This window comes from Microbispora sp. NPDC049125 (assembly GCF_040802045.1).
In the GTDB taxonomy this organism is placed as follows: Bacteria; Actinomycetota; Actinomycetes; order Streptosporangiales; family Streptosporangiaceae; genus Microbispora.
In genome coordinates, this window is record NZ_JBEZDW010000054.1 from 21,725 (window position 1) to 44,957 (window position 23,233).

A 23,233-nucleotide genomic window follows, 5' to 3' on the forward strand; every position below is an offset into this window, starting at 1 on the left:
GCTCCAAGGAAGGGTCTTGGACAGCCGCCGCTTTGTCAATCGCCGGCCGGCACGGGGCCGCGCTCTACGCCGGCTCCTTGACGGCGGAGCCCGCCGCGGCCCGCCCCCGCGTGACCGGGCGGCGGCGGACCGGCAGCCCGAGCATCGGGTTGGCGACGCTCCAGGCGGCGCCCTTGCAGATCAGCTCCTTGTAGACGGCGGCGATCCGTCCGGTCAGGGCCGCCCGTACGGAGCGGTCGTCGGCGGTGACGTACTGGATCAAGCCGTTCTTGCGACCCAGGGAAATGCACTGGTTGAAGTAGCGGATCGGCGCGTTGGGGAGTTTCCCGCCGGTCAGGCGTGCCGCGATCGCGTCGGCGGCCTGCCACGCGGTCGGAATGCCCGAGGCGCACGACATCCGTAGCGGCTTGTTCCCCGGGCCGATGGCCATGGCCGCGTCGCCGATGGCGTACACATCGGGGTGTGAGACCGAGCGCATGGTGCCGTCCACCACGATCTGGCCGGTGCCGGCGACCTCCAGGGTGGTCGCCTTCGCGATCGGGTGGACCGCGAAGCCGGCGGTCCACACAGTGACCGCGGCCGGGAGGGCTGTGCCGTCGGCGGTGGTGACGCGGCCGGGTTCGACGCCGGTGACGGCGGTGTGCTCATGCACGGTGATCCCGAGCTTGGCCAAGACCTTCCGCAGGTGGTCGCGGCCCTTGGACGAGAGCCAGTCGCCGAGGTCGCCGCGGGCGGCGAGGGCGACGTCGAGGTCCGGGCGGGCCTCGGCGATCTCGGTCGCGGCCTCCAGGCCGGTGAGGCCGCCGCCGACGACGACCACGGTCTGCCCGGCGTCGAGGCGGGCCAGGCGCTCACGCAGCCGGAGCGCTCCGGGGCGGCCGGCAATTCCGTAGGCGTGCTCGGCGGCCCCGGGGACGCCTTGGTCGTTCCAGTCGCTGCCGAGAGCGTAGACGAGCGTGTCGTAGGTGAGTTCCTCGGTGCCGGCGGCGTCGGCGACGGTGACGGTCTTGCGGTCGGCGTCGACGCCGGTGACCTTCGCGAGCCGCAGCTCGACGCCGGTGCCCGCGAACATCTCGCTGAACGGCCGGGGCTTCAGCTCCTGGCCGGCCACCAGCTGGTGCATGCGGACGCGCTCGACGAAGTCGGGCTCGGCGTTGACGAGGGTGACGGCGACGTCCTCGCGGCGGAGCCGCCTGGCGAGGCGCCCGGCGGCGACGGCTCCGCTGTATCCGGCTCCGAGGACGATAATGCGGTGCTGCATGCCCTTGCTCCTGTCTTGTGGTTTGCCACCTGAACCGGGCGGCGCGCCGTTTCCTGACAGGAACGCGGTGTGAAGCACCTCACATGGCGATCAGAATGCGTGGAACAGGGGCTCCCCGTGGTCGCCGGCCGCCCACCGCGCGGTCGCGCGTTCGAGCTTGTCGGGGTTGGCCTGGGCACGGACAGCGGCGATGCCGCCGGCGGTCACCTCCAGGCACATGACGCCGACGACCCGGCCGTCCACGACGGCCACGACGGCCGGGCCGCCGTTGGCGGTCCAGGCGTAGACGCCGGGCACGCCGCCGACCAGGGCGCGCTTGGCCTCGCCGGGTGCGAACAGGCCCCTGAGGAACTTCGCGACCGCGACGGCGCCCTCGAACGCCTTGGTGCGCGCCGGGACCTTCCCGCCGCCGTCGCCGATCGAGACGGCGTCCTCGGTGAGTAGGCGCACGAGCGGCTCGATCCGGCCGCTGGCGGCGGCGGACAGGAACTCCTCGACGATCCGCCGGGCGGCGGCCTGGTCGATCGCCGAGCGGGCCCTGCCGTCCGCGACGTGCTTCTTGGCGCGGTGGAAGATCTGCTGGCTGGCGGACTCGGTGACGTCGAGGATCTCGGCGATCTCCTTGTGCGAGTAGTCGAAGGCCTCCCGCAGCACGTACACCGCCCGCTCGCCGGGGGAGAGGCGCTCCATGAGCGTGAGGACCGCGTACGAGACCGACTCGCGCTGCTCGGCGGTGTCGGCCGGGCCGAGCATCGGGTCACCGGCGAGCAGCGGCTCGGGAAGCCATTGGCCCACGTAGGTCTCGCGGCGCGCCCGCGCGGAGGTGAGCTGGTTGAGGCACAGGTTGGTCAGGACCTTGGTCAGCCAGGCCTCGGGAACCTCGATGCGGCCGACGTCGGTGGCCTGCCAGCGCAGGAACGTCTCCTGTACGGCGTCCTCGGCCTCCCCGGCGGAGCCGAGGAGCCGGTAGGCGATGGCCTCCAGGCGCGGCCTGCAGTTCTCGAAGCGGTCGACGTCGTCTGCGGCCAAGGGCATGGCCCGATCCTAAATCGCGCGGCCCCGGTGTCGCAGACTCGCATGGCCCTATGCCTCGTCGTATGTGATGTCGTACTTGGCGGCGATGGGGTTGAGCCTGGCGGGTTCGAGTCGTCCGCCGGTGCCGCTTCGTGCCCCCGCCTCGATGAGGTCCTCGATGAAACACTCCCAACCGCCCGGCGCGGAGATCTGGATGACTCGCGGCGGCGGCGTGGACCCGGGGCGGAGGGCGTGCCGGACCCCGTGGGGGAGCAGGACGAACTGTCCCTTGGCCGCCGTATGCGTCTCGCCGTCGAATTCGACGGTGAGTTCCCCGTCGAGCACGTACACGCCCTCGTCCGCCTTGTGGTGGATGTGGCGGGGGATCTCGTTGACCACGAGCGTCTCCATCACCGACAGCGTGCCGCCGGTGTCGGTGGTTCGGGCCTTCGCCGCGAACGCGGGCGGCACCTTGATCCGTCCCGGCCTGGCCTGGCTCTTGCCGAGGACGTAGCGGCTGTCCGTGGTGCCGGGCCAGGACAGCCGGAGCAGGTGCGCCCGCGTCCCGGAAACGTCGCGTACGAGGCCGTGTGGCAGGAGCGCGCACATCCCCGCGGTGAGCCGGTGCGTACGGCCGTCGCAGCGGGCGTCGAGCTCACCCTCCAGCACGTACACGAACTCGTCGCGCGCGTCGTCGAGCGTGATCTGGATGCTTCCGCGGCCCTCGGCGAGGGTGAAGCGGCCCTCTGTGTCGTCGTCCGTCACCTTGACGGCCCAGGTCGCCGGGGAGTCTTCGGGAGCGAGGAGGATGAAGCGGTCTCGGGACATGAGATACCCTTCCACTAGTGAACCGGATTCGGAATCCGGTTCCGTATTGAGTATAGGCGGGAGCCGACCACGGATGTCAAAGAAGCCTGATCGCAAGGCCCGTGCCGACGCCGAGCACAACCGCGGCCGGGTGCTGGAGGTGGCCTGCGAGCTGTTCGCCGAACACGGCGACGAGGTGCAGATGGCGGAGGTCGCCAGGGCCGCGGGAGTGGGCGTGGGCACCGTCTATCGGCACTTCCCCACTCGGCAGGCGCTCATCGAAGCGGTGGCGGAGCGGCGCTTCGCGGAAATCCTGGCGTTCGCCCGTGCCGAGTGCCTGCCGAACCCCGACACCCGCCAGGCCCTGGTCTGCTTCCTGAGCCGGATCGGTGAGGTGCACGACCGGGCGCGCGGTGTCTCCAGCGCCATCGAGGCGGCCCTGGGCTCGACCGAACCCCGCGGACAGGTGGCCGTCGAACTGCTCGCGATCGGCCAGGCGCTGCTGGACCGCGGGCTGGCGGACGGGACCCTGCGGCCGGACTCCAAGGTCGACGACCTCTACATGATCGCCGGCGCGGTGGCCGCGATCAGCCGCTATGCGGCCGGTGACTGGCGCCGGCTCATCGACATCGCGCTCGAAGGCATGAGCCCACGCTTGCCGGCCCGTTCAGAGTGAGTCGAAGGCGCAGTGCGAGCAGGCGGCCGCGCTGAAGCGGATCCGCTGTCGTTTCGGACGCAACCCCGGAACCGGGAGGCGGGTGCGTCACCTGACATTCCGGGGGCCTGTGTTGTCGTACCGGTGAGAACAACCCGCCATGCGGAGAACGGGAGACCCAGCGGGAATGTGACCGGCTCGTTCGCCTGGCGATCGCGCCGGGCGGCACCCTGGCCACTCCCGGCGCCACCTTTGCCAGGTCGGCGTGGACTCTTCAGGCGGCGCCATCCCACAGCAGCCCGATGCCGTCGTACGCCGGGCTGGACAGACAACGAGGTGAACCGATGAACGATCTGCAGGCCGTCGCCGACCGCATCGAGATCGAGACGCTGCGCGGCGAGTTCGGCGACGCGGCGATGATGGGCGACTACGACCGTTTCGCGTCGCTGTTCACCCACGACGCCGTGTATCGGATCCCCGACGCCGGCATCGAGCTGACCGGCCGGGAGGAGATCCGCGCCGGGACCGAGCGGCTGGCGGGGGAGTGGGAGTACTTCGTGCAGACCACGCACCCGGGCGCGATCCAGCTTGACGGCGACACCGCGTCCGGCCGCGCCTACGTCTGCGAACTCGGGCGTCTGCGCGACGGCAGGTCGATCTTCAACTATGCCCTGTTCCACGACGGCTACCGGCGCACCCCGGACGGCTGGAAGTTCACCGAGCGCGTCTTCGAGGTCAAGTACTTCGACACCACTCCGCTCGCGGGCTCCGCCCATGTGGCATGGGCGGAGACGCAGTTCACCGACCCGGCGCCGGCGGAGCGCCTGGAGCGGGCGGCCACCGCGCTGACGGCGAACGGTTTCACCGTCGAGATCCTCGACGACGCCGCCGCCGCGCGTACCCGCATCAAGGATCTGATACCCGAGGGCGCCGGCGTGTTCACCGGCGCCAGCGAGACCCTCCGCCTGTCCGGCATCGATGAGGACATCAACACCAGTGGGCGGTATCAGGCGCTGAAGCCACGTCTCCTGGCCATGGACCGTGTCACCGAAGCCGACGACATCCGCCGGCTGCTCGCCGGCCCCGACGTCGTCGTGGGCAGCGTCGCCGCGGTCACAGAAACCGGCTCGCTCGTCGTCCCCTCGGCCAGCGGGAGCCAGCTCCCCGCCTACGCCGGCGGCGCCGGCCGCGCGATCTGGATCGTCGGCGCGCAGAAGGTGGTGCCCGACCTGCCCGCCGCGCTGCGCCGCGTGGAAGACCACGCCCTGCCACTGGAGAACGCCCGAGCCCTGGAGGTCTACGGGCAGCCCAGCGCCGTCAACCGCCTGCTCATCCTCAACGCGGAACCCCACCCCGGGCGCGGCATCGTCCTGCTGCTCCGCGAAGCCATCGGATTCTGAGACCACCCGGTCCTGTCCGAGTCACACGGAGGCGGCGAGGATCTTCCCGGCGTCCGGGCTTGTCCCTGTTTTTCAGTGGCGATCCGCCCGTGTCCGCCCTATATCGTTCCTCCGTGGAGGATCTCATCATCGCCCGGCGCCTGCGCGTTCCCGTCGACGACGCGGGGAACGACACCATGCCCGGCTGGGGTGAGGTGGCCGCCCGGCAGCTCGACGCGGCGCTGCTGAGCGTCGGTTTCACGTGTTCCCCCGCTCTGCTCGACCGCCTGTCCCGGCTGCCCGGCGAGCAGGTGATCGATCTCGGCGTGCGCGTCCTGGCCGCGGTCCGCCGCCTGACCGGCGACCACGTCGAGCACAACGCCTACTTCATCGACTTCCCGAGGAACGTCCCGGACACGCTGGAGTTCTGGGCGGGGCTGCTGCGCGAGGCCATGCTCGACCCGGTCGCCGCCGCCCGGCTCCAGCCGGGCTCGCTCAACCTGCTGGACCTGCCACGGTACGGCGGCTACCAGCACACCTACGCCGACCTGCTGGCCGCGCACGCCGAGCTGATCCCCCTGGCAGGCGACCGGGTGACCGTGCTGGAGCTGGGCGGAAGCCTGCGGGACGAAGCGCGGGAGCTCTATCTGTCACTGGCCGGCTCCGAGGTGCCGCTCGCCGCCGAGGACTTGGACGCTCTGCGCGCGCTGGCCGCCTTCTGCGCCGGCGACGAGCCCGAACACGTCCCGGTACGCGAGAACCGGGCCGTCGTCAACGAAGCACGGCTGGCGGCCGGGCGGCCGCTGCTCGCCGACACCGTGACAGACGTGCTCCGGCTGGCCGCGGCGTGCTCCGGCGGCGACGTCACCCTGGCCACCCCCACCCGCCTGCGTTCGTTCCGCCGCGCCGAACGCCGCATCCTGCTGACCGCCCTGGACGCCGTCCCGGCCGCCAAGCACGGGGACGTGCTACGCCACCGGGAGCAGTGGAAGCGGCTCGGTGAGCGGCTGCACCCCCACGAGTACCCGCAGTTCCCTCGGGCGGCCCAGGTCTTCGAGGTGGCCAGGGGAGTGCGCAAGGCGGCGAGCTCCGGCAGCCGGGTCGAGGCCGCGCTGGCCGCGGGCCGTACCGATGAAGCCGTCTCGCTGCTGGAGCACACGCCGGGCGCCCTGCTGCGCCGCCTCGACCACCTGCTGCGCGCGGGGGGTGGCTCCGCCGTGCTGGAGGCGGCGGAAAGGTCGGCCGCCCGTGCCTCCGGCCGTGTGCTGCTGTCCCTGCGCGAGCATCTGCAGAACCGGCTCGCGCCAGTGAGCCGGATCTTCGTCAACCGGCACGGCAGGGCGTGGACGACACCCGACACGCGTTCCCCGCTCGATGAGGAGGCCCTCCACCGGACCCTCGCCATCCTGGACGAGGAGATCACCCGCCGCCTGCCCGACCCCGGCGAGCTGATCGTCGACCCCGCCGTGCTCGACGTGGCGCTGCCCCTGTCGGGCAAGGCCGTCGTGCCCGGGCTCGGGATGCTGCCCCGCGGCTCGCTTTCGCCGGTGGACGGTGAACTGCTCCGGTTCTTCGTGCACTGGCGTCAGGCCGCGCGGCGCACCGACTACGACTTGTCCGCGCTCATGCTCGACCCCACCTATGACAACCCGACGCACATCTCGTGGACGGCCTACGGCAACGACTTCGCGACCTACTCGGGCGACCTCACCGATGCAGCCGACGGCGCCTCGGAGTTCATCGACGTGCGTCTGTCCCGCGCCACTCGGCCGATCATCATCCCTCAGGTCAACATCTACACGGGGGAGGGGTTCAATGAAGCCGCGGAGGCGTTCTTCGGCTACATGACCAGGGACGCCGCCCAGGAGGGCAGACCGTTCGAACCGCGCACCGTGCGGATGAAGTCCGACCTGCGCGGGTCCGGCCGCATCGCGCTGCCGCTCGTCTTCCTGCGCGGGGACGACGGCGCGTGGTGGGTGAAGTGGCTGCATCTCTACCTGTCCGGCCGTCCGGCGTTCAACCAGGTGGAGGGCAACCGGGTCACCGCGTCGCTGCTCGTGCGCTCGATCGTGGAACGGGACTACCTCCGGGTCGGCTACCTGGCCGGCCTCCTCCGGGCCAAGCCCTCCATCGGCGGCCACAGCACGTACATCGGGCTCGGGACGCCCGCCGGCCTGCCGGACGGGGCTCGGGTCTACACGCCCGCCACACTGCACGAGCTCATCCCGGCCTGATATCTTGCCGACAGCAAGGCCATGGGAGGGCTTCCTTCTCATTGGAACCGGTTTGCCCGTACGGGCGCCGGTCTGGCTCCAGCTTTCCCGCTTTCCTTGCGCCCGGCGGGTGAGGCCATTCGGAGGCTTCCTTCTCAACCTGGTTCGATTCCAGGTAGGCCCTGACGGGCCTATTGGCACCCCCAGCCTCCGAGCCCTCCTCACCCGCCTGGTCCCCGCCGCCTCACCGGCGAATCCCCCGGCCTGGCGAGGCGCACAACCCGAAGCCAAGGGGATGCCGCGCGGCTGCACGGGCGACGAGGAGTCGCAGCCCGATGCCCGGATCGGCGGAGACGGCCGGCATCTCGCCGGCGACGGCAAGGACGTGCGTGAGCGGATGCGCCACGGGGACGATCCCGTTCCCGACAAGCTGGTGCCGGCGGCCCGCAGCGGCCCCGCGCCGCCATAATTTCCGGTGATGTGTTGTTCGTGTGTGGAGGGATGGTCGTGGTGAGGACTGGCAAGGTGCTGCGGTTCGATGACGTTCGCGGTTATGGGTTCATCGTCCCCGACGGCGGCGGCGAGGACGTGTTCCTGCACGTCAACGACCTGCTCGACGACAAGAGGTCGGTAGCGCCCGGGACGCCCGTCGAGTTCGAGGTCGCCCAGGGCGAACGGGGCCTGAAGGCCTTCGCGGTGCGCGTCAGAGAGGAGGAGCGCCCGCCGCGGCAGGCGGCCGGGGGCACGGAGAACGGGCCCGTGACGGCCGGACCGGCGCAGCCGGGGGAGGGCGGCGCGCCCGCGCGCAGGCCGGAGGAGGACGACGGCCTCTGCGACGTCCTGTCCGCGAACGAGTTCGTCCAGGAGCTGACCGAGGTGCTCCTCGTGGAGGCCCCCGAGCTGACCGGCACGCAGATCGTCCACCTGCGGCGCGGTCTGCTGACCTTCGCGCAGAAGTACGGCTGGGTGGAGGGCTGACCGGGCGCCGGACACGCTCCGGTCCGGCGCCCCGCGCCCGGTTCGCGTCACTCTCGCAAGCTTTCCGGGTCGGACGCCGAGCAGGCCGCGGCGATCATGACCGAGCTCGGGTCCCGCGAGGCCTACGTGTACGCCATGGGCGAGGAGAGCCGGCAGGGCCACGTCATGGCGACCACGTACACGCCGGACATCTACCAGATCAAGGCGTACGTCTGTCCGTTCGTGAGCAGGCGTACGTCGCAGCGGGAGGACCGCCCGCTACTGACGCGCGCCGGCGTTGCCGTCGTAGGCCGCCCGCGCGGCCGTGATCTTCTCGTGGTTGTTCTCCGCCCAGTCCGACAGTGCGCGCGTGGACGTGAACAGCTCCGTGGCCAGGGAGGTGGCCGTGTACTCCACCTGCGGGGGCACCGTGGGATAAACGGTGCGGACGAGCAGCCCGTCACGTTCCATGGTGCGCAGCGTGAGGGTCAGCATGCGGCGGCTGATGCCGGGAATCGTCCGGTGGAGCTCGGCGAACCGGATGGGCCCGCCGCTCGCGGCCGCGATGATCGCGATCCCCCATTTGCTCCCCACCCGGTCGAGGGCGTCGCGGAACGCCGCGCACGCGCCGGGCTCCACGTCGCCGGGCAGCCGAGATCCCGCTGACATCGCGCTCCCTTCGCCGCTGACAACGACAGCCTCACACGGGGAAGGCGCGTGGACAAGCCACGCGCCTTCCCCGCCCTCCGCGCCTTCCCCGCCTTCCACGCCGGGAGGTCAGCCGCGTACGGTGGCCAGCGCCTTCGTCCAGGACTCCAGCTGGTCCAGCACGCGTTCGAGCTCGGACTCGCGCTGCTCCAGCGGTGTGAACTCGGGGTAGGCCGGGAAGTCCGCCGGGATCACCAGCCCGACCTGAGCGGCGACCGGCGCGATGCTCAGCTCGACCGCCACCTGTTTCAGGTGCTCGACGGCCCGCACGCCTCCCGCGGCACCGTAACCGACGAAGCCGATGGCCTTGTTGTGCCATTCGGCGTAGACCAGGTCGAAGGCGTTCTTCAGGGCCGCCGGCGGAGCGTGGTTGTACTCGGGAGTGACCACGAGGTAGCCGTCGTACCGGCGGACGATCTCGGCCCACCGCTTGGTGTGCTCCCCGGCGTACCGGCCGGCGGCGGCGGGGAGCGCCTCGTCGTAGAGCGGCAGGTCGTGGTCGGCGAGGTCGACGAGCTCGTAGTCGGCCTCAAGGCGCTTCGAGGCGCTCTGGTGGACCCAGTCCGCCACGTTCCGGCCGATCCGGCCCGGCCGCGTGCTGCCGACGACAATGGCGATTGTTGTCATTTCCAAGTCCTTTCCTTCCGCACGTTCGGATCATCGACCGGTTCACCCATGCGGGGGAAGAAGGCACTTTTCCTTCCCGTGGTTACACGAATGTTCCTTCTTTCGAAAAGCCGCGCCGGTCGGGATAATGCGTCGCGGAGGAAAAGCGTCTACTCGTCGGCCGGCCCGGGCGGAGGCGCCGCCAGCCGGCGCAGGCCTGGTGTGGCCGCCCCGACCAGCGCGACGGCGCCGATGCAGAGCAAGCCGCCGCTGACCAGGGCTGTCATGCCCGAGCTGGCGCCCGCGACGAGACCGCTGCGCATGTTGCCGATGTCCGGCCCGGCTCGCCCGACGATCTGCTCGGCCGCGCTGACCCGGCCGAGCAGCGCGTTCGGGGTGTGTGTCTGCACGATGGTGCTGCGGGAGACCACGGAAACGGTGTCGGCGGCGCCTGCCAGGATCAGGAAGGCCAGCCCCGCCCACGGGCTGGGCGACAGGCCGAAGAGCGTGAGTGCCGCTCCCCATGCCGCCGATCCGCCGAGCATGACCAGGCCCGGGCGTGGCAGCCGGGTGAAGCTTCCGGACAACAGGGAGGCGGCGACGCCTCCGGCCGCGATGGCCGTCAGGAACAGTCCCAGAGTGCGGGGGCTGTCGCCGAACCGCTCCGCGTTGATCAGAGGGAACAGGCTGACCGGCATCGACAGCACGGTGGTGGCGAGGTCGGTGAGGAGTGCTCCGCGGACGACGGGGGTGCGGGCCAGGAAGGCCAGGCCGTCCAGCACGCCGCGTATGCCGGGGCGGGCGGGCTCGCCGTCGTGGCTCATCGGCGGCAGGCCCAGCGCGCCGAAGATCGCCGCGGCGAAGGTGAGCGCGTCGACCAGGTAGCAGCCGGCGACACCCGCCACTGACAGGATCAGCCCGCCCAGTGCGGGGCCCAGCAACATGGAGCCCTGGAAGGTGATCCGGCTCAGCGCCAGCCCGGCGGCGAGCCGGTGCTTGGGGAGGAGGCGGGGGATGAAGGTGCGTGACGCCGGGCCGCTGCTGGCGGTGAGGCAGGACTGCGCCGCGACCACCAGCAGCACCCCTGCGGCCGGCAGATACCCGAGCAAGCCCTGGACGGCCAGAAGCAGCGAACACGCGGCTTGGCCGCCGACCGTGACCAGGTAGAACCTGCGCCGGTCCACCCGGTCGAGGACCGAGCCGGCGAAGAGCCCGAGCGCGACAAGCGGAACGGCCTGGGCCAGGCCGACCGCGCCGGTCCACGCCGTGCTGCCCGTCATCCGCCAGACCTGGAACATCACGGCGACGGACGTCATCTGGCCGCCGAGTCCGGACAGAGCCTGGCCGATCAACAGCCGCCGGAACGGTGGTGAGGCCCGCAGCGGGGCCACGTCGAGCAGCGCGCGCCTCATCGCCAGGCGGGGTCGTGCGCCAGCTTCTCGGCGATCCGATCGTGGAAGCTCTTGCGTGCGAGGGCCCGCTCGATGTCGGTGACGACCCGGGTGAGCGGGTAGGGGATCTCGGCCTCGATCTCGGCGATGGCGGCCTCGGTCGCCCGCCACTCCGCCGCCAGGCGGCCGACGATCGCGCGAGCGTCGTCGGTCAGTGTCACCTTCTTGCTGCGCGCGTCGTCGCCCGCGACCGTACGGACCCAGCCGGCCGCGCGCATCGCGGCCACCTTCTGGCTGAGCGCCGAATGCGTGTGGCCGACGGAGTCCGCCAGTTCGGTGATGGTCATCGGCCCGCGGGCGTGGAGCCGGAGCAGCTCCATCACGAAGCTCGGCTTGAGCCCTTCGATGCGCCTGCCGGAGTAGAGCCGGGCGATGTCGGCGTCCATCGATGCCTGAAGCCGCCACAGCGGCCGCCAGAGGCTTTCCTGGGCGGGGTCGTCCATGGGAGCATTGTAACAGTACTTATATAAGCGCTGTTATTTGTCGAGACCGAGACGGGTTGAGTAGGGTCCTACTCACGTCAGGCAGGTGGAGCGGCCCGCACTCTGGGCGCATGAAAAGAACCATTCTTCGCTCGGCCGGGCTCCGGGCCGTGGCCGTCCTGGCTCCGCTGGTCGCCCTGGGAACGGTGGCGGCCACCCCGGCGTCCGCCGCAAGGGTCTACGCCGCCTCCAACGTCCAGCTGGTGAACTGGCAGACCGGCAAGTGCCTGACGATCGCCGGAGGCGTCAGCACCGACAACAACGTCGTCGCCGTCCAGTACAACTGCGACAGCCACCCCTCACGTCGCTGGGACATCTGGGGCTACTCCAGCGGCGCTCTCAAGGTCAGGAACGTGCAGACCGGCAAGTGCCTGACGATCGCCGGCGGCGTCAGCAGCGCGAACAACCTCAACGCCGTCCAGTACAACTGCGACAGTGACGCGTCGCGCCTATGGGGGCTGGGCGCGCGTGCCGGCATCTACGTGCAGTTCCAGAACGTGCAGACCGGGAAGTGCCTGACGATCGCCGGTGGTGTGAGCACCGCCAACAACCTCAACGCCGTCCAGTACAACTGCGACAGCCATCCCTCGCGCTACTGGGAGATCCGCGACTACAACGTCTAGGCCCCGCTCCCCGACATGCGGTGCCTGGCGGGCGTCGAGCACGACGCCCGCCAGTCGTAGGGTCAGGAGTCGAGGGCGATCGTGGCGAGCCGGCGGGCGATGCCGTTGGTGTCGGTCTTCTCGACGTTGCTGAGCACGACCACCTCGATGTCGTCGTCGGGCAGGTACATGTTGCTCGCCGAGTAGCCCGTGAGAAGCCCCGGGTGGTACCGGAGCCGGTGCCCCTCAAGTGTGTCGACGAGCCAGCCGAAGGCGTACGCGCTCGACGGCAGGTTGAGGCAGCCGTTGGCGGGGCACTGCGCCTGTGGCGTGAACGCCTCCTCGACGGTGGCGGGTGGCGCGACCAGGTCCGCGCCGAACGCGCGGTCCCAGCGGACGAGGTCGTCGGTGGTGGTGTAGAGGCCGGTCGCGGAGAACGCCTCGGACCCGTTGATGGGCGGGGCCGGTGATCCGACCGTGAAATAGCCCTTCGCGTACCCGTCGGGCGGATTGCCCCTGCTGTAGCCGGTGTGCTTGAGGTGCAGCGGGCGGGTGATCTCCTCGCGCAGCACGGTGCCGTACGGCTTGTGCGTCACGGACTGGATGATCGCCCCGGCCACGATGTAGCCGGAGCTGGTGTACTTCCAGGTGGTGCCGGGCGGGGAGGTCAGCGGCAGGTTCACGAACCGCGAGATGATCTCCCGGGTCGTGGTCGGCTGCGAGAGCATGGTGTAGAAGCCGGGCAGGTTCTGGTAGTCGGGGATTCCGGAGGTGTGGATCAGGAGCTCACGGATCGTGATGGGCTGCCAGTCCGCCGGGCAGGTGGTGATGTACGTCGGGATGAGATAAGGGCAGATCGGGTCGTCCAGGCCGAGCAGGCCGCGGTCGCGCAGCTTCAGCACGAGCATGGAGGTGAACTGCTTGGTGACCGAGGCGACCCGGAAGATCGTGCCCGGCCGGTTGGGGATGTCGTTGGCCTCGTCGGCCAAGCCGGAGGCGAACCGCGCCAGCACCTTCCCACGCCGCGCCACCAGCACCGAGCCGGTGAACTGGTTCCGCGCGGCCAGATCCCGCAGGTACCTGTCGATCGCCTCAGGGGCCCCGCCGCCGCTCGCGACGTCCGACCGGCTGTGCTGATCGCTCTGGGGGTTCGCGCTCGCGTCCGTCTTCTGTGAGTTGTACGGCAGAGCCTGCGAATCCGTCTCATCCTTCTGGGCCGGCGTCACGGCGAGCGTGACATCGCGGAGCAGGTGCTGGTTCTCCCGCTGCCGCCCGTGCTCCCGTTGCCGGTGCCTGCCGTGTTGCCCGGCCCGATGGCGTTCATGCGCTCGCGGATCGTCACCGAGGGCCCGGTGATCGACACCGGGAACGGTCACGACGGCGCCCCGGGCGGATGCCGAGACGGCCGGAGTGCCCAAGGCGACGATCCAGCCGGTCAGTGCGGCGCTGATCGCGAGAAATCCAACAACCTTAGGGCCCTTGGGCATTCTTCCCCCTTGAATGTGCCTATGTCCCCGAATTCCGGCATTCTCTCCGAATCAAGTCAGCCTCGGTGGAGAACTGCCGGCGGACCATTCTTATGGGGGCTCGCTTTCCGTCCGCCGGAATCACGCACGGCGATCCGCGCCTTTCCCTTCGACATATCTATTTGTTGCCGCTACTCGATGGTCGCCCTCACCTCGTCGGTCGTCGCCGTGCAGTCCGGCGTCGCCCGCCACCTCGTCGATCTCCAGCCTGAAGGGGAGCCCCCCGCGTTGGACGCGATAGAGATCGCCGCCGCACCGCCCTGGAAGACCCGCGTCACATGCTCGGCGTGCCGCGCGCCGCGGCGCCGGCCGCCCTCGCGGCCATCCCCGCCTCGGCGAGCTGGAACTGCTCGCCTACGACAGGGGTCGCGTCACCCCAAGGGCATAGGACCGCGCGTCACCGGCGGCCGGTGCGGCGAAACCGGCCTCGGCGGGACGGCGTATGGCTGGGGAAGCCTCGCTATGTCGCCGGGCTGTCCGGCTCCTTCCACGTCCACAGGGGGACCTCGCGCAGGGGGTGGAGCTCTTCGTCGGTCACCGCGCGGGAGTTCTGCTGCGCCACCCGCGAGCCGAACTCCAGGTGCTCGCGTACGGCTTCGCGGAACGGCTCGTCGCCGGGCAGCCCCGCCTCGTCGAAGGCCTCCATGTACAGCTCCACGAAGCGGTCGCGCTGCTCGTCGGAGATGTCGAGGTGGCGGTGCACCCCGATGAGGTAGTCGAAGCCGAGCTCACGGGTGAAGCGGTCCGGCCCGCCGAACGACTCGGCCGTGAACCAGGTCAGGTGGTCGACATGCGTCGGGCGACGCTCGGGGAACAGCTCCCTGAGTAAGGGATCTTGGAGGACCTTCGTGTAGAAGATCTCTTCCAGCCTGTGCAAGCCCTCGTCGCCGCCCGCGTGCGCGTACAGACTGATCATGCACCCACCCTTGCGGGCACTCTCGACGATGTCCAGCGTGTTCGCCTCGATGTCGCCGAGATGGGGCGGAGACGGTTCCGGACCGGCGGGAGGCTCAGGGGCCGGAGTCGGGGCTGCGTCGCGGGCGGTCCGGCGGACCTGGGCGGCGGCCGATGCGATGATCGCGCGCGGGGGTACGCGGGAAGATCTGCTGGCTATACGGTCATTTCACCGCAATGTGGTGCTCGCTCCTGCCGCCAAAATCCGGCGGGCCGCCAAACCCGGCATATCCCTTGCCCGGCACGAGGCTTGGCTCACGCCGACGCCCTCCGACCGACCGTCCCATTTCCGATGCTTCTGAACCCCGGATGAAACTTCACCTGGCGTGAGGCTCCACCGGCACCCCGCCGCCCACCCCAGCGCCGGGACGCCGGACCCCGACCCCGTCCCCCTCCGCCGCCCACGACGGCACACCCACCGCGCCGGTGAGGTCCGCGCCGCCGAGTTTCGCGCGGGTGGGTTTCGCGTAGGTGAGGTCGCGTAGGTGAGATCCGCGCCCCTGAGGTAGCCGCCAGGCCGGTCCGCTCCAGCAAGAACTGCCGCAGAAGCAGAGCCCGGTTGAGCGCGTGGCGGGGCAGCGTGGTCATGCCAGTCGTACCGAGACGTTGCCTCGGTATTCTCCGCGCAGCATGGCCAGGAACGTGCCGGGCACGCCGTCGATGCCGGTCTCGATGACGGTTCGCGGGTAGACGAAGCGGCCCTGGTCGAGTGCGGTGCGGAAGTGGTGGTGCCAGGCAGCGATCTGGTCGGGGGTGTGGTAGCAGGAGAACTGCATCAGCTCGACTCCCCTGGTCAGGGCGGCGTCGCGGTCGGGCTCGGGGAAGCGGTCTGCGGCGGCGCCGAGTTGGGTGGACAGTGAGCCGCACAGGGCGAACCTGGCGCCCGGTGCGGCGGCTTCGAGCGCGGCGTCGTACAGCGCGCCGCCCACGGTGTCGAAGAAGACGGTGATGCCCTCAGGGGCCAGCTCCTTGAGCGCGGCGACCGGGTCGTGGTGGTAGTCGAAGGCGGCGTCGAAGCCGAGTTCGTTTACGAGATAGTCGGCCTTGGCCTGGCTGCCCGCGCTGCCGATCACCTTCTTGGCGCCCAGGTTGCGGGCGATCTGTCCGGCCAGTGAGCCGACACCGCCGGCCGCGCCGGAGACGAACACGACGTCGCCTTCGCCGGCCTTGGCCACGTCGGCTATGCCGTAGTAGGCGGTCGGGCCCTGGCCCAGGTAGTAGCTGGGGTCGGGGTAGGCGTCCGGGTCCAGCTTGACGTAAGAGGCGGCCGGTCCCGCCGAATGGGTGCTCCAGCCGGTCATCGACTGCACTAAGTCGCCCTCTCGCAGGTTGGGGCTGACCGAGCTCAGTACGGTGCCGATCGCCATGACGCCCACCCGCCGGCCGGGCTGCCAGGCCGGGATCGGGAGGTGGCAGTCGGCGCGCATCAGTTCGAGGTAGGTGGCGGCCAGGCCCAGGTAGTCGGTACGGACCACGACCTCGCCCTCGATCTCCGTCTGGACGACGGTGAAGTGCTCGGGGGCGGGGGCGGCGTCGATCTGGGCGGTCAACTGGATCTCGTTAGTGATCATGGGATCACGCTATCGAGGCTTCCGGTCGGTTTTTGACCGGAAGTCCTCAGAGAATGGTGACATGGCCAACACGAGTTCCCGGACGCTCACGCTGCTGTCGTTGCTGCAGACACACCGCCACTGGCCGGGCGCGGATCTGGCCGCTCGTCTCGGGGTGTCGGAACGCACGCTGCGCCGGGACGTCGACCGCCTGCGCGAGCTGGGGTATCCGGTACACGCCTCCCGGGGCACCGACGGCGGCTATCAACTGGAGCCCGGGGCCGTGCTGCCCCCGTTGCTGCTGGATGACGAGGAAGGAGTCGCGCTGGCGGTCGGCATGGGAGACGCGGCGCAGAGCGGCATCGCCGGGCTGGACGAGGCGGCGGTGCGCGCGCTGACCAAGGTGGTGCAGGTCCTGCCACCCCGGCTGCGTGCCAGAGTGAACGCGCTGCGCTCGATGACCGTCTCTGCGGCCTCCTCCGGGCCGGTCATCCCGGCGGAGGTGCTGACGATGATCGCCCAGGCGTGCCGGGACCAGGAACGGCTGCGCTTCCACTACACCACCCGCGGCGGCGCGCAAACAGAACGCGAGGTGGAACCCCATCGTCTCGTCGCGCTCGGGGGCCGCTGGTATCTGGTGGCCTACGACCTGACCAGACACGACTGGCGCAGTTTCCGCCTCGACCGGCTGGCCCAGCCGCGCAACACCGGCTCCGCCTTCCTGCCACGGCCACTGCCCGGCGGGGACGCCGCCGCGTTCGTCCGCACCGTGACCCAGGTCCCGACCGCTCACACCGTCGTCGTGCTGGTTCACGCACCCGCAGAGCAGGTGCGCCGGATGGTCGGCCAATGGGGCGAGGTCGAACCGGCCGGCCACCATCGCTGCCGGCTGACGATGATCTCCACCAGTCTGGACTGGCCCACGCAAGCGCTGGGCAATCTCGGCGCCGAATTCGAGGTGCTCCAACCGCCGGAATTCGTCGATCATCTGAGAGATTGGGGCACACGCTTTCTCCAAGCCGTCGGCAGATCGGCGGGCCCGGCCAGTCCTGCACTCCCGGACATGCCCCCCGGTGTAGGTTGATCCGCCCCGCTGCGGCGGCCCGGAAAATCGGACATCAGCGGATCAATCGCTGGTCTGCGCTGTGGATTGGGAGGATGAGTCGGTGCCCATCGTCTACTCGAGGGAAACGAGCGGAGACAAGCGTATGCGGCCCGGATTCCAGAAACGGCAACAGGATTTGCCGTCCGTCTGGCGGCGGGTGCACCCTCCTCGGCATGAGCCCACACAACGATTCCGGACACGGACACGGACATGGTCACGGTCACGGACACACCGACATCGACTGGGAGGTCATGGCCACCCAGCTGGAGCACGGCGGCGAGCTGCAGCTCCCGGTCCTCCGCCGGACGGCGGCCCGTCTGAGGGATCTGCTCGGCCCGGACAGGGAGATCCGGCGCGTCCTCGACATCGGCAGCGGGCCGGGCGTGATGACCTGCGTGCTGGCCGAGGTCTTCGCGGACGTCGAAGTGGTCGCGGTGGACGGCACGCCCGGGCTGCTGGACCGCGTGCTGGCCCGCGCCGAGCGGCTGGGCCTCGGCGGCAGGGTGGCCGTCCGGCACGCACAGCTGCCCGAGGACCTGGACGGCGGTGACGAGCACGGGGAAGGCGGCCTCGGCGCGGCGGATCTGATCTGGAGCAGCAGGGCGGTGCACCATCTCGGCGACCAGCAGGGCGCCCTGAACAAGCTCGCCGGTTTGCTGAGGCCCGGCGGGCTGCTCGCCGTAGCGGAGGGCGGCCTGCCCATGCGCTTCCTCCCACGCGACATCGGCATCGGCAGGCCGGGCCTGCAGGCCCGGCTCGACGCGGCCCAGGAGCACTGGTTCGAGACCATGCGAGCCGATCTGCCCGGCAGCACCGGCGTGGTCGAGGACTGGCCGGCGATGCTCGGCCGCGCCGGGCTCACCGGAGTCGGCAGCTTCACTTCCCTTCTCGACCTGCCGGCACCTTTGGGACAGACGGCCCGCGCCTACCTGCACACACATCTGACCCGGCTGCGAGAGACGCTGAGCGAGCCGGCGGACGTGGAGGACGGCAAGACACTCGACGTACTGCTCGATCCTGACGCGCCGGAGGGCATCATGCGCCGGTCAGACGCCTTCCTTCTGGCCGCCACCACGGTCTTCACGGGCATGCGCGCAGCTCGGTGACTGGTGCGTGACCGGGCTGTCGGCGTTTCGGCCCGGCTCGCCTTGATCGAGTGGCGGAGTCGTCAGGCGGTGAAGCCGTTCAGCAGGCGGCGGACGTGTGTGCGCCTCTGCTCGGCGAAGGCGGGCTCGGGCACTGATCGGGCGAGCCGGGCCACGGTCCCCAGAACCTAAGGGGCTGCGGCCTCCTTGCGCCGGCGCACCGTTTCTCCGGCGGGGAAGTGGGAGGCCACGGCTCGAAGCGTGGTCAGCGTAGGCGCGACCGGCTGCCCGGCGAGCATTTCCTCGAGCGCTTCGTGCAGGCCGTCCTGGACCGCTTGGACGCGCTCGGCCAGTTGCCTGCCCGCCGCGGTGAGTGTCAGTGTGACGTGCCGTCTGTCGTTCGCGCTGGTCGTCCGCTCGACGAGCCCGGCGGTCACGAGCCGGTCCACCAGCCTGCTCGGATTGGCCCCCGACTCGCATACGAGCAACTCACCGAGCCCGGAGAGGGTGAGATGCCCGCGGTCGTCGAGGACGCTCACCACCTCGGCCTGAGACGGCGTGAGGCCGAGCGGGCGGAGCGCGGCGGCGAGCATGCGGTTGCCCTCTCGCTGCACGGCCAAGACAAGGTAGCGAAACTCCTCAGCGTCCCTCACCGTGCCGGATCCTCTCTCAGCGGAAAACTCTCAGGTGGCGCGCCCTGCGGCCGTCACCCGTACGCTCTCGCACGCATGCTATGTCAGATGATGACGTGTCATCGGCCTGTCCGGGGCCGCCGCCCGTAGCAGGAGACAGGCCGGTGTGGGGTCCCGGGGCGGTTCCACCCCAGGTAGCCGTCACCGTGATCCCGTTCCCTGGTCATGCGCTTCGAGGATGTCCTTCAAGACGCGGAGATTGCGCGCGACGGCGTGCGCTATGCCGCGGGTCACCAGTCCGCCCGGCGCGTTCCGGGCCCCGGCTTCGAGCTCGATCTCGTTGACCAGGTTCGTCGCGGTGGCGGCCTCCTCCAGATCGTAGATTGAGCGTCCTTGGAGGAGGCCGAAGCCGCCTTCTATGACGAGGCGGCGGCCGGGCTCGTACTCGACGATTTCAAGTTGTTCCCGCATCGGCCGGGGGAGGCTGCGCAACTGCTGATAAACGCTCCCGAGACCGGCCGGTCCTGGCGTGACGGGTCGGGTCTCGCGGATCGCGTAGTTCCAGGCGGGAAGGTTGCGCAGATCGGCCAGATAGTCGAAGACCGCGCTGACCGGACGCTCGATGCGCAAGGCGTTGGTGAAATGCACTTTTCTTTCTGTTCGCGAGGATCTGAAGAATTCGCTGATCATGGCTTTACTCCTTGGTGAGCCTTGCCTGGGTCACGCCGGATCGATGGCGGCCGGCGTTGAGGCACCTCCAGCGCTCACGCGCTCCGCTCGTGGCTGAGGGTCTCGGCGAGGCGACCGGCCGCCCCGGGGTCGTGGGCGGCCAGAACCGTCAGACCGGGCATCGCGGCCCGCAAGGCGTTCACCTTGCCCACCGCGTCACGCATCTGCTTCTTGTTCCCCACGCCGGGCAGTTGGCCGGCGGCCAGGAGGTCGGCGTCGTAGGTGAGATCGCCCACCAGGATCAGCGGCGCGTGGCCTGGGCGACGGATCAGCATTGAGAGCGATCCGGGGGTGTGCCCCGGAGTGGGCAGGAGCAGGAGGCTTCCGTCGCCGAACAGATCGTGGCCGGTGCTGAAGGGGGCCACCGCCGGATCCGCGAGCGGTTCAGGTGTGATCCGCTTCCAGTTCAGCCCCGGCAGGTCGATGTGCGACGGCATCAGGCCACGTGCCTCCGGCATTCGCTTCTGCAGGGACTCCCACTCGTCATGGCTGGTGACGATGTCGGCGTGGCCGAGCAGCGGCAGCCCGCCGATGTGATCCTGGTGCAGGTGGGAGAGCACCGCAGTGCCCACGTCGTCGATGGCGTACCCCAGCCTCGACAGCCCGGCCGTGAGCGTCTCGTCCGGTTCGACGGCGAACTTCGCGAGGCGTGAGTAGATCAGCCCGTTGAGCCCTCCCGGGAAGTAGCCGGGGTCGGTCACGGACGCGCGGTCCTGCCCGGTGTCGAAGAGCACAACGCCTTCACGATGCTCGATCACATAGACGTTGATCGGACGAGGGGTGGTCCACCGTGTCGAGGTGAACAGCCAGAAGTAGAGGTTCTTCCATGTCGGCCCGACGTGCTCTGGCCGGATGGACACCGAGCCGGTGCTGACCACGGAGACACGCTTGATCGGATCTGCCGGAGTGTTCATTTGAGGTCTCCCAGGGAGTTCTATGTCGTGTCATTAAATTACACGACATAGATATGAGCGTCAAGATTCCTCCCGCGCCGGTGCATTGTGCGGGCCGGCTTGCCTGAGCAGGTCACGTTCCTGCTGAACGGCGCACCGATGAGCCGTGCCGCGCCATCCGCGCCCGCGGGTTCCGGGAGCCGCCGACGGCTCGCCACCCGCGGCGGCCCCTCCCCAGCCATACGGTTCCTGCCATACGGGTCCTGCCGTTCGGGGAGCGGGCGTGGGGTCGTTCGGGTCCTGCCGTTCGGGGAGCGGGCGTGGGGCCGTTTCGAAACGCTCCCCAGCAGCTCGGAGACGGGGTCCAGTCGTTCGGTAGATCTTTTGCGCGGCGCTTGTGACCTGGTCTTATGCCCGTGCTTTGCACCGGGTTTTGTCGGTGGCGGTCGATAGCGTGGGGGTTGTTGGACCGTTCCGGCGGGGTGAAGGGGGTGCTCGGGGGTGTCAGTTGGTTCGATCGATGACTGTTCGGCCGAGGAGCACTCCTCACCCGTTCCGGCCTTCTCCTTCGCCTTCGCCGACGGCGTCGGCACTGGCGCCGGTGTGAACGGGGCGGTCCCGGAGTTGTTGAAGGGCACCCCGCTCGATCCGTATTTCGCCTCGCCCGGCAGAGATGACCACAACGCTCGTGGCGGCGTTCCGGTGGGCGGATCGCCCGGCGGTGAGCGGTCAGTCGCCGGTGATGCGATCGGCGAACCCGTCGGCACCAGTGTCGGCGACGCTGGTGTTAGGGCGACGGGGTCGGGGGTGCTGGCGAGCGAGTTGTTGCGGATCGCCGGGCGGTTGGCGGTTGCCGGTGTGCCGGACAGTCCAGCACTGTGCCTGGATGAGGCGGAGACGCTGATACGGGCGCGAGATCTGGTGACCTCGGCGCTGGCCGCCCGGGTGCAGCGGGTGCACGTGACCGGTGAGGCCAAGGCGCACGGGCATGCCTCCACCGGCACCTGGCTCCGCTCCAGCACGCCCATTCCCAGCCCGGCCACCACAAACCCGGCCACCACAGACCCCGCCACTCCCGATCCGGCCACCACAGACCCGGCCGTCCGCGACTCCGCCAGCGGCCTGGCCACTGCCGATCTCCTCTCTCCCGGTGCGGGCGGCACTGTTGCGGACCGCACGGCAGGCGCGTCCGTCGGCGGTGATGCGGTCGGTGCTGGCGGGGGGCCGGTGGGGAGGGTCGGGCCGGGGATGGGGAAGGGGGGTGCGGCTCAGCTGATGCGGATGGCCGTGGAGTTGGCTCGTCTGCCGGTGATCCGGGAGCGGTTTGCTCTGGGTCTGTTGCCGGAGGGGTCGGTGGAGGCGATCACGGCGGTGACGGCCAAGTTGAGTGACGAGGACGCGGTGCGGGCTGAGCCGATCGTGGCGGAGTTGGCCGGGAACGGTTCTCCGGCGGAGATCGCCAAGGTCGGCCGATATCTGCGGGAGTTGCTGAATCCGGGGACGCTGGACAAGGAGTGCGACGACGATTACGCCGCTCGGTTTTTGTTGTTGCGGCAGTCGCGTACCGGTGGGGTGGAGGGGGAGTTCCGCCTTGCGCGGGAGGCGTCCGCCGCGCTGGTGGAGTTCATGACGGCCTACGCCCGTCCCAAGGACAAAGACGACGACCGGCCTTTGCGGGTGCGCCAGGCTGACGCGTTCGCCGCTTTGCTGACCAAGAAGGTCTCCAGCGAGTTGCTGATCTTGGTCCGCGCCGAATCCATGCCCGACGACGTGACCGCACCCAGCATGGACGACAGCAACGACACCGAACCCCAACAGTATGGCGACGCCCTCTGGCAAGACTCCGACCTCCGGCAGGATGAGGACGGCCCCCAACAGCAGGACGACCCTTGGCAGGGTGACGGCCCCCGGCAGCAGGACGACGACGGCCTCCGGCAGGAGACCGCCCACCCTGCCCGCACCCCGGACGAGCCGCCCACTGCCACCCCCGACCCGGCCCCCAGCCCGACCGCCGGGCCTCGCGCCGACGGCGCAGCCACCGACGCCTCGACCACTGGACCCGCCAGCCCCACCGAGCCCGGCCAGTCCGGCCAGCCCGCCGAGTCGATCCCCACCCCGCCCCTCCAGCCGGACACCCCACCCCATCAGCCCGAACACCCCCGCTCCCCCGAGCCCGGACACGATCACACCCGGCCACCCGGGGGGTACTCCCGTCAGCAGGCACCACCCGGCGGGGCATCCCCGCCTGGGCACGATCACCCACAACCGGACACAGGCACACGCGCGGGCAGCAGCACCGGCGTGGGCGCCGGCACGCGCACCGGCCCGCGCACAGACACGGGCACGGGCACGGGCACGGGCGAAGATGCGGGTGTGGGAAGCGGGAAACACGCGAACCGGGACACACGTGCAGGTGCTGGCGCGCGTGCGGGTACCGGCGGGTCAGCGGACGCCGGAGCATCTTCGGGCACCGGGGCGTCTGCGGATGCGTGTCGTACGTGTGGGCATGCCCCGGATCGGCTCGCGCCCGGGTTGCTGATCGCTACCGGGCATCTGCTGCCGATCAGCGACATCCACCGCCTGGCCCGCACCTCACGCCTGACCCGCCTGGTCATCAACGCCCA

21 protein-coding genes and 1 pseudogene are annotated in these 23,233 nt (G+C 70.1%); 9 read left to right on the forward strand and 13 right to left on the reverse strand.

Features of this window, described 5'->3' with window-relative positions; genetic code table 11:
- Positions 1 to 64: 64 nt before the first annotated feature.
- The 3 genes from AB0B72_RS37200 to AB0B72_RS37210 form a co-directional block, all read right to left on the reverse strand.
- Positions 65 to 1,261 (reverse strand): NAD(P)/FAD-dependent oxidoreductase, encoded by a 1,197-nt coding sequence (locus AB0B72_RS37200; protein WP_367744255.1) that lies wholly within the window; start codon positions 1,259 to 1,261, stop codon positions 65 to 67.
- Positions 1,262 to 1,351: 90 nt separating this feature from the next.
- A complete protein-coding gene (locus AB0B72_RS37205) occupies positions 1,352 to 2,296 on the reverse strand; it encodes an RNA polymerase sigma-70 factor (RefSeq protein ID WP_367744256.1) in 945 nt (314 codons plus the stop codon).
- Positions 2,297 to 2,344: 48 nt separating this feature from the next.
- Positions 2,345 to 3,103, reverse strand: a complete 759-nt coding sequence (locus tag AB0B72_RS37210) for a cupin domain-containing protein (RefSeq protein WP_367744258.1) — start codon at positions 3,101 to 3,103, stop codon at positions 2,345 to 2,347.
- Positions 3,104 to 3,176: 73 nt separating this feature from the next.
- Between AB0B72_RS37210 and AB0B72_RS37215 the strand changes: the two genes are divergently transcribed.
- The 5 genes from AB0B72_RS37215 to AB0B72_RS37235 all read left to right on the forward strand — a co-directional run bounded on the left by AB0B72_RS37215 (position 3,177) and on the right by AB0B72_RS37235 (position 8,307).
- Complete coding sequence (locus AB0B72_RS37215; RefSeq protein WP_367744259.1) at positions 3,177 to 3,758, forward strand: TetR/AcrR family transcriptional regulator; 582 nt, start codon at positions 3,177 to 3,179, stop codon at positions 3,756 to 3,758.
- 323 nt (positions 3,759 to 4,081) lie between these two features.
- The gene (locus AB0B72_RS37220) at positions 4,082 to 5,137 is read left to right on the forward strand and encodes a nuclear transport factor 2 family protein (protein WP_367744261.1); all 1,056 of its coding nucleotides are present in this window, start codon (positions 4,082 to 4,084) and stop codon (positions 5,135 to 5,137) included.
- A 113-nt stretch (positions 5,138 to 5,250) separates the two neighbouring features.
- Positions 5,251 to 7,350: a hypothetical protein gene (locus AB0B72_RS37225; RefSeq protein WP_367744262.1), complete on the forward strand. Its 2,100-nt coding sequence runs from the start codon at positions 5,251 to 5,253 to the stop codon at positions 7,348 to 7,350.
- Between the two features lie 274 nt (positions 7,351 to 7,624).
- Entirely contained in the window at positions 7,625 to 7,798 is a 174-nt protein-coding gene (locus AB0B72_RS37230) for a hypothetical protein (RefSeq protein WP_367744263.1), read from the forward strand.
- Positions 7,799 to 7,830: 32 nt separating this feature from the next.
- Entirely contained in the window at positions 7,831 to 8,307 is a 477-nt protein-coding gene (locus tag AB0B72_RS37235; RefSeq protein ID WP_367744264.1) for a cold-shock protein, read from the forward strand.
- Positions 8,308 to 8,565: 258 nt separating this feature from the next.
- On the opposite strand, the gene AB0B72_RS37240 is transcribed toward AB0B72_RS37235, so the two are convergent.
- The 4 genes from AB0B72_RS37240 to AB0B72_RS37255 all read right to left on the reverse strand — a co-directional run bounded on the left by AB0B72_RS37240 (position 8,566) and on the right by AB0B72_RS37255 (position 11,494).
- Positions 8,566 to 8,955 carry a winged helix-turn-helix transcriptional regulator gene (locus AB0B72_RS37240; protein WP_367744265.1) on the reverse strand — a complete coding sequence of 130 codons (390 nt, stop codon included), beginning with the start codon at positions 8,953 to 8,955 and terminating at the stop codon, positions 8,566 to 8,568.
- 108 nt (positions 8,956 to 9,063) lie between these two features.
- Positions 9,064 to 9,621: an NADPH-dependent FMN reductase gene (locus tag AB0B72_RS37245; protein WP_367744266.1), complete on the reverse strand. Its 558-nt coding sequence runs from the start codon at positions 9,619 to 9,621 to the stop codon at positions 9,064 to 9,066.
- A gap of 149 nt (positions 9,622 to 9,770) precedes the next feature.
- Positions 9,771 to 11,012, reverse strand: a complete 1,242-nt coding sequence (locus tag AB0B72_RS37250; RefSeq protein ID WP_367744267.1) for an MFS transporter — start codon at positions 11,010 to 11,012, stop codon at positions 9,771 to 9,773.
- Positions 11,009 to 11,494, reverse strand: coding sequence for a MarR family winged helix-turn-helix transcriptional regulator (locus AB0B72_RS37255; protein WP_367744268.1), 486 nt, complete (start codon positions 11,492 to 11,494; stop codon positions 11,009 to 11,011). Before AB0B72_RS37255 ends, AB0B72_RS37250 begins: the two co-directional genes overlap by 4 nt.
- A gap of 110 nt (positions 11,495 to 11,604) precedes the next feature.
- Between AB0B72_RS37255 and AB0B72_RS37260 the strand changes: the two genes are divergently transcribed.
- Positions 11,605 to 12,156: an RICIN domain-containing protein gene (locus AB0B72_RS37260; RefSeq protein WP_367744270.1), complete on the forward strand. Its 552-nt coding sequence runs from the start codon at positions 11,605 to 11,607 to the stop codon at positions 12,154 to 12,156.
- A 62-nt stretch (positions 12,157 to 12,218) separates the two neighbouring features.
- On the opposite strand, the gene AB0B72_RS37265 is transcribed toward AB0B72_RS37260, so the two are convergent.
- From AB0B72_RS37265 to AB0B72_RS37275, 3 genes are all read right to left on the reverse strand, one after another.
- Positions 12,219 to 13,622: a serine hydrolase domain-containing protein gene (locus AB0B72_RS37265; RefSeq protein ID WP_367744271.1), complete on the reverse strand. Its 1,404-nt coding sequence runs from the start codon at positions 13,620 to 13,622 to the stop codon at positions 12,219 to 12,221.
- Positions 13,623 to 14,121: 499 nt separating this feature from the next.
- Complete coding sequence (locus tag AB0B72_RS37270) at positions 14,122 to 14,577, reverse strand: group II truncated hemoglobin (RefSeq protein ID WP_367744272.1); 456 nt, start codon at positions 14,575 to 14,577, stop codon at positions 14,122 to 14,124.
- Positions 14,578 to 15,199: 622 nt separating this feature from the next.
- Positions 15,200 to 16,186 (reverse strand): zinc-binding dehydrogenase, encoded by a 987-nt coding sequence (locus AB0B72_RS37275; protein ID WP_367744273.1) that lies wholly within the window; start codon positions 16,184 to 16,186, stop codon positions 15,200 to 15,202.
- Positions 16,187 to 16,247: 61 nt separating this feature from the next.
- Between AB0B72_RS37275 and AB0B72_RS37280 the strand changes: the two genes are divergently transcribed.
- Both AB0B72_RS37280 and AB0B72_RS37285 read left to right on the forward strand, forming a co-directional pair.
- Complete coding sequence (locus tag AB0B72_RS37280) at positions 16,248 to 17,249, forward strand: helix-turn-helix transcriptional regulator (RefSeq protein WP_367744274.1); 1,002 nt, start codon at positions 16,248 to 16,250, stop codon at positions 17,247 to 17,249.
- Positions 17,250 to 17,443: 194 nt separating this feature from the next.
- The gene (locus AB0B72_RS37285; RefSeq protein ID WP_367744276.1) at positions 17,444 to 18,376 is read left to right on the forward strand and encodes a trans-aconitate 2-methyltransferase; all 933 of its coding nucleotides are present in this window, start codon (positions 17,444 to 17,446) and stop codon (positions 18,374 to 18,376) included.
- Positions 18,377 to 18,543: 167 nt separating this feature from the next.
- Here the strand turns inward: AB0B72_RS37285 and AB0B72_RS37290 are convergent, their stop codons facing one another.
- From AB0B72_RS37290 to AB0B72_RS37300, 3 genes are all read right to left on the reverse strand, one after another.
- Positions 18,544 to 19,008 (reverse strand): MarR family winged helix-turn-helix transcriptional regulator, encoded by a 465-nt coding sequence (locus AB0B72_RS37290; RefSeq protein WP_367744277.1) that lies wholly within the window; start codon positions 19,006 to 19,008, stop codon positions 18,544 to 18,546.
- A 180-nt stretch (positions 19,009 to 19,188) separates the two neighbouring features.
- Entirely contained in the window at positions 19,189 to 19,677 is a 489-nt protein-coding gene (locus tag AB0B72_RS37295; RefSeq protein WP_367744278.1) for an SRPBCC family protein, read from the reverse strand.
- Between the two features lie 74 nt (positions 19,678 to 19,751).
- Entirely contained in the window at positions 19,752 to 20,630 is an 879-nt protein-coding gene (locus tag AB0B72_RS37300) for an N-acyl homoserine lactonase family protein (protein WP_367744279.1), read from the reverse strand.
- A 480-nt stretch (positions 20,631 to 21,110) separates the two neighbouring features.
- Between AB0B72_RS37300 and AB0B72_RS37305 the strand changes: the two are divergent.
- Positions 21,111 to 23,233: pseudogene (locus tag AB0B72_RS37305) on the forward strand (hypothetical protein); the annotation flags it as partial.

Coding starts and splice junctions, on each gene's coding strand:
- AB0B72_RS37200 (WP_367744255.1), bottom strand. CDS start 1,261: ATGCAGCACCGCATTATCGTCCTCGGAGCCGGATACAGCGGAGCCGTC.
- AB0B72_RS37205 (WP_367744256.1), bottom strand. CDS start 2,296: ATGCCCTTGGCCGCAGACGACGTCGACCGCTTCGAGAACTGCAGGCCG.
- AB0B72_RS37210 (WP_367744258.1), bottom strand. CDS start 3,103: ATGTCCCGAGACCGCTTCATCCTCCTCGCTCCCGAAGACTCCCCGGCG.
- AB0B72_RS37215 (WP_367744259.1), top strand. CDS start 3,177: ATGTCAAAGAAGCCTGATCGCAAGGCCCGTGCCGACGCCGAGCACAAC.
- AB0B72_RS37220 (WP_367744261.1), top strand. CDS start 4,082: ATGAACGATCTGCAGGCCGTCGCCGACCGCATCGAGATCGAGACGCTG.
- AB0B72_RS37230 (WP_367744263.1), top strand. CDS start 7,625: ATGCCGCGCGGCTGCACGGGCGACGAGGAGTCGCAGCCCGATGCCCGG.
- AB0B72_RS37235 (WP_367744264.1), top strand. CDS start 7,831: ATGGTCGTGGTGAGGACTGGCAAGGTGCTGCGGTTCGATGACGTTCGC.
- AB0B72_RS37240 (WP_367744265.1), bottom strand. CDS start 8,955: ATGTCAGCGGGATCTCGGCTGCCCGGCGACGTGGAGCCCGGCGCGTGC.
- AB0B72_RS37245 (WP_367744266.1), bottom strand. CDS start 9,621: ATGACAACAATCGCCATTGTCGTCGGCAGCACGCGGCCGGGCCGGATC.
- AB0B72_RS37250 (WP_367744267.1), bottom strand. CDS start 11,012: ATGAGGCGCGCGCTGCTCGACGTGGCCCCGCTGCGGGCCTCACCACCG.
- AB0B72_RS37255 (WP_367744268.1), bottom strand. CDS start 11,494: ATGGACGACCCCGCCCAGGAAAGCCTCTGGCGGCCGCTGTGGCGGCTT.
- AB0B72_RS37260 (WP_367744270.1), top strand. CDS start 11,605: ATGAAAAGAACCATTCTTCGCTCGGCCGGGCTCCGGGCCGTGGCCGTC.
- AB0B72_RS37265 (WP_367744271.1), bottom strand. CDS start 13,622: ATGCCCAAGGGCCCTAAGGTTGTTGGATTTCTCGCGATCAGCGCCGCA.
- AB0B72_RS37270 (WP_367744272.1), bottom strand. CDS start 14,577: ATGATCAGTCTGTACGCGCACGCGGGCGGCGACGAGGGCTTGCACAGG.
- AB0B72_RS37275 (WP_367744273.1), bottom strand. CDS start 16,186: ATGATCACTAACGAGATCCAGTTGACCGCCCAGATCGACGCCGCCCCC.
- AB0B72_RS37280 (WP_367744274.1), top strand. CDS start 16,248: ATGGCCAACACGAGTTCCCGGACGCTCACGCTGCTGTCGTTGCTGCAG.
- AB0B72_RS37285 (WP_367744276.1), top strand. CDS start 17,444: ATGAGCCCACACAACGATTCCGGACACGGACACGGACATGGTCACGGT.
- AB0B72_RS37295 (WP_367744278.1), bottom strand. CDS start 19,677: ATGATCAGCGAATTCTTCAGATCCTCGCGAACAGAAAGAAAAGTGCAT.
- AB0B72_RS37300 (WP_367744279.1), bottom strand. CDS start 20,630: ATGAACACTCCGGCAGATCCGATCAAGCGTGTCTCCGTGGTCAGCACC.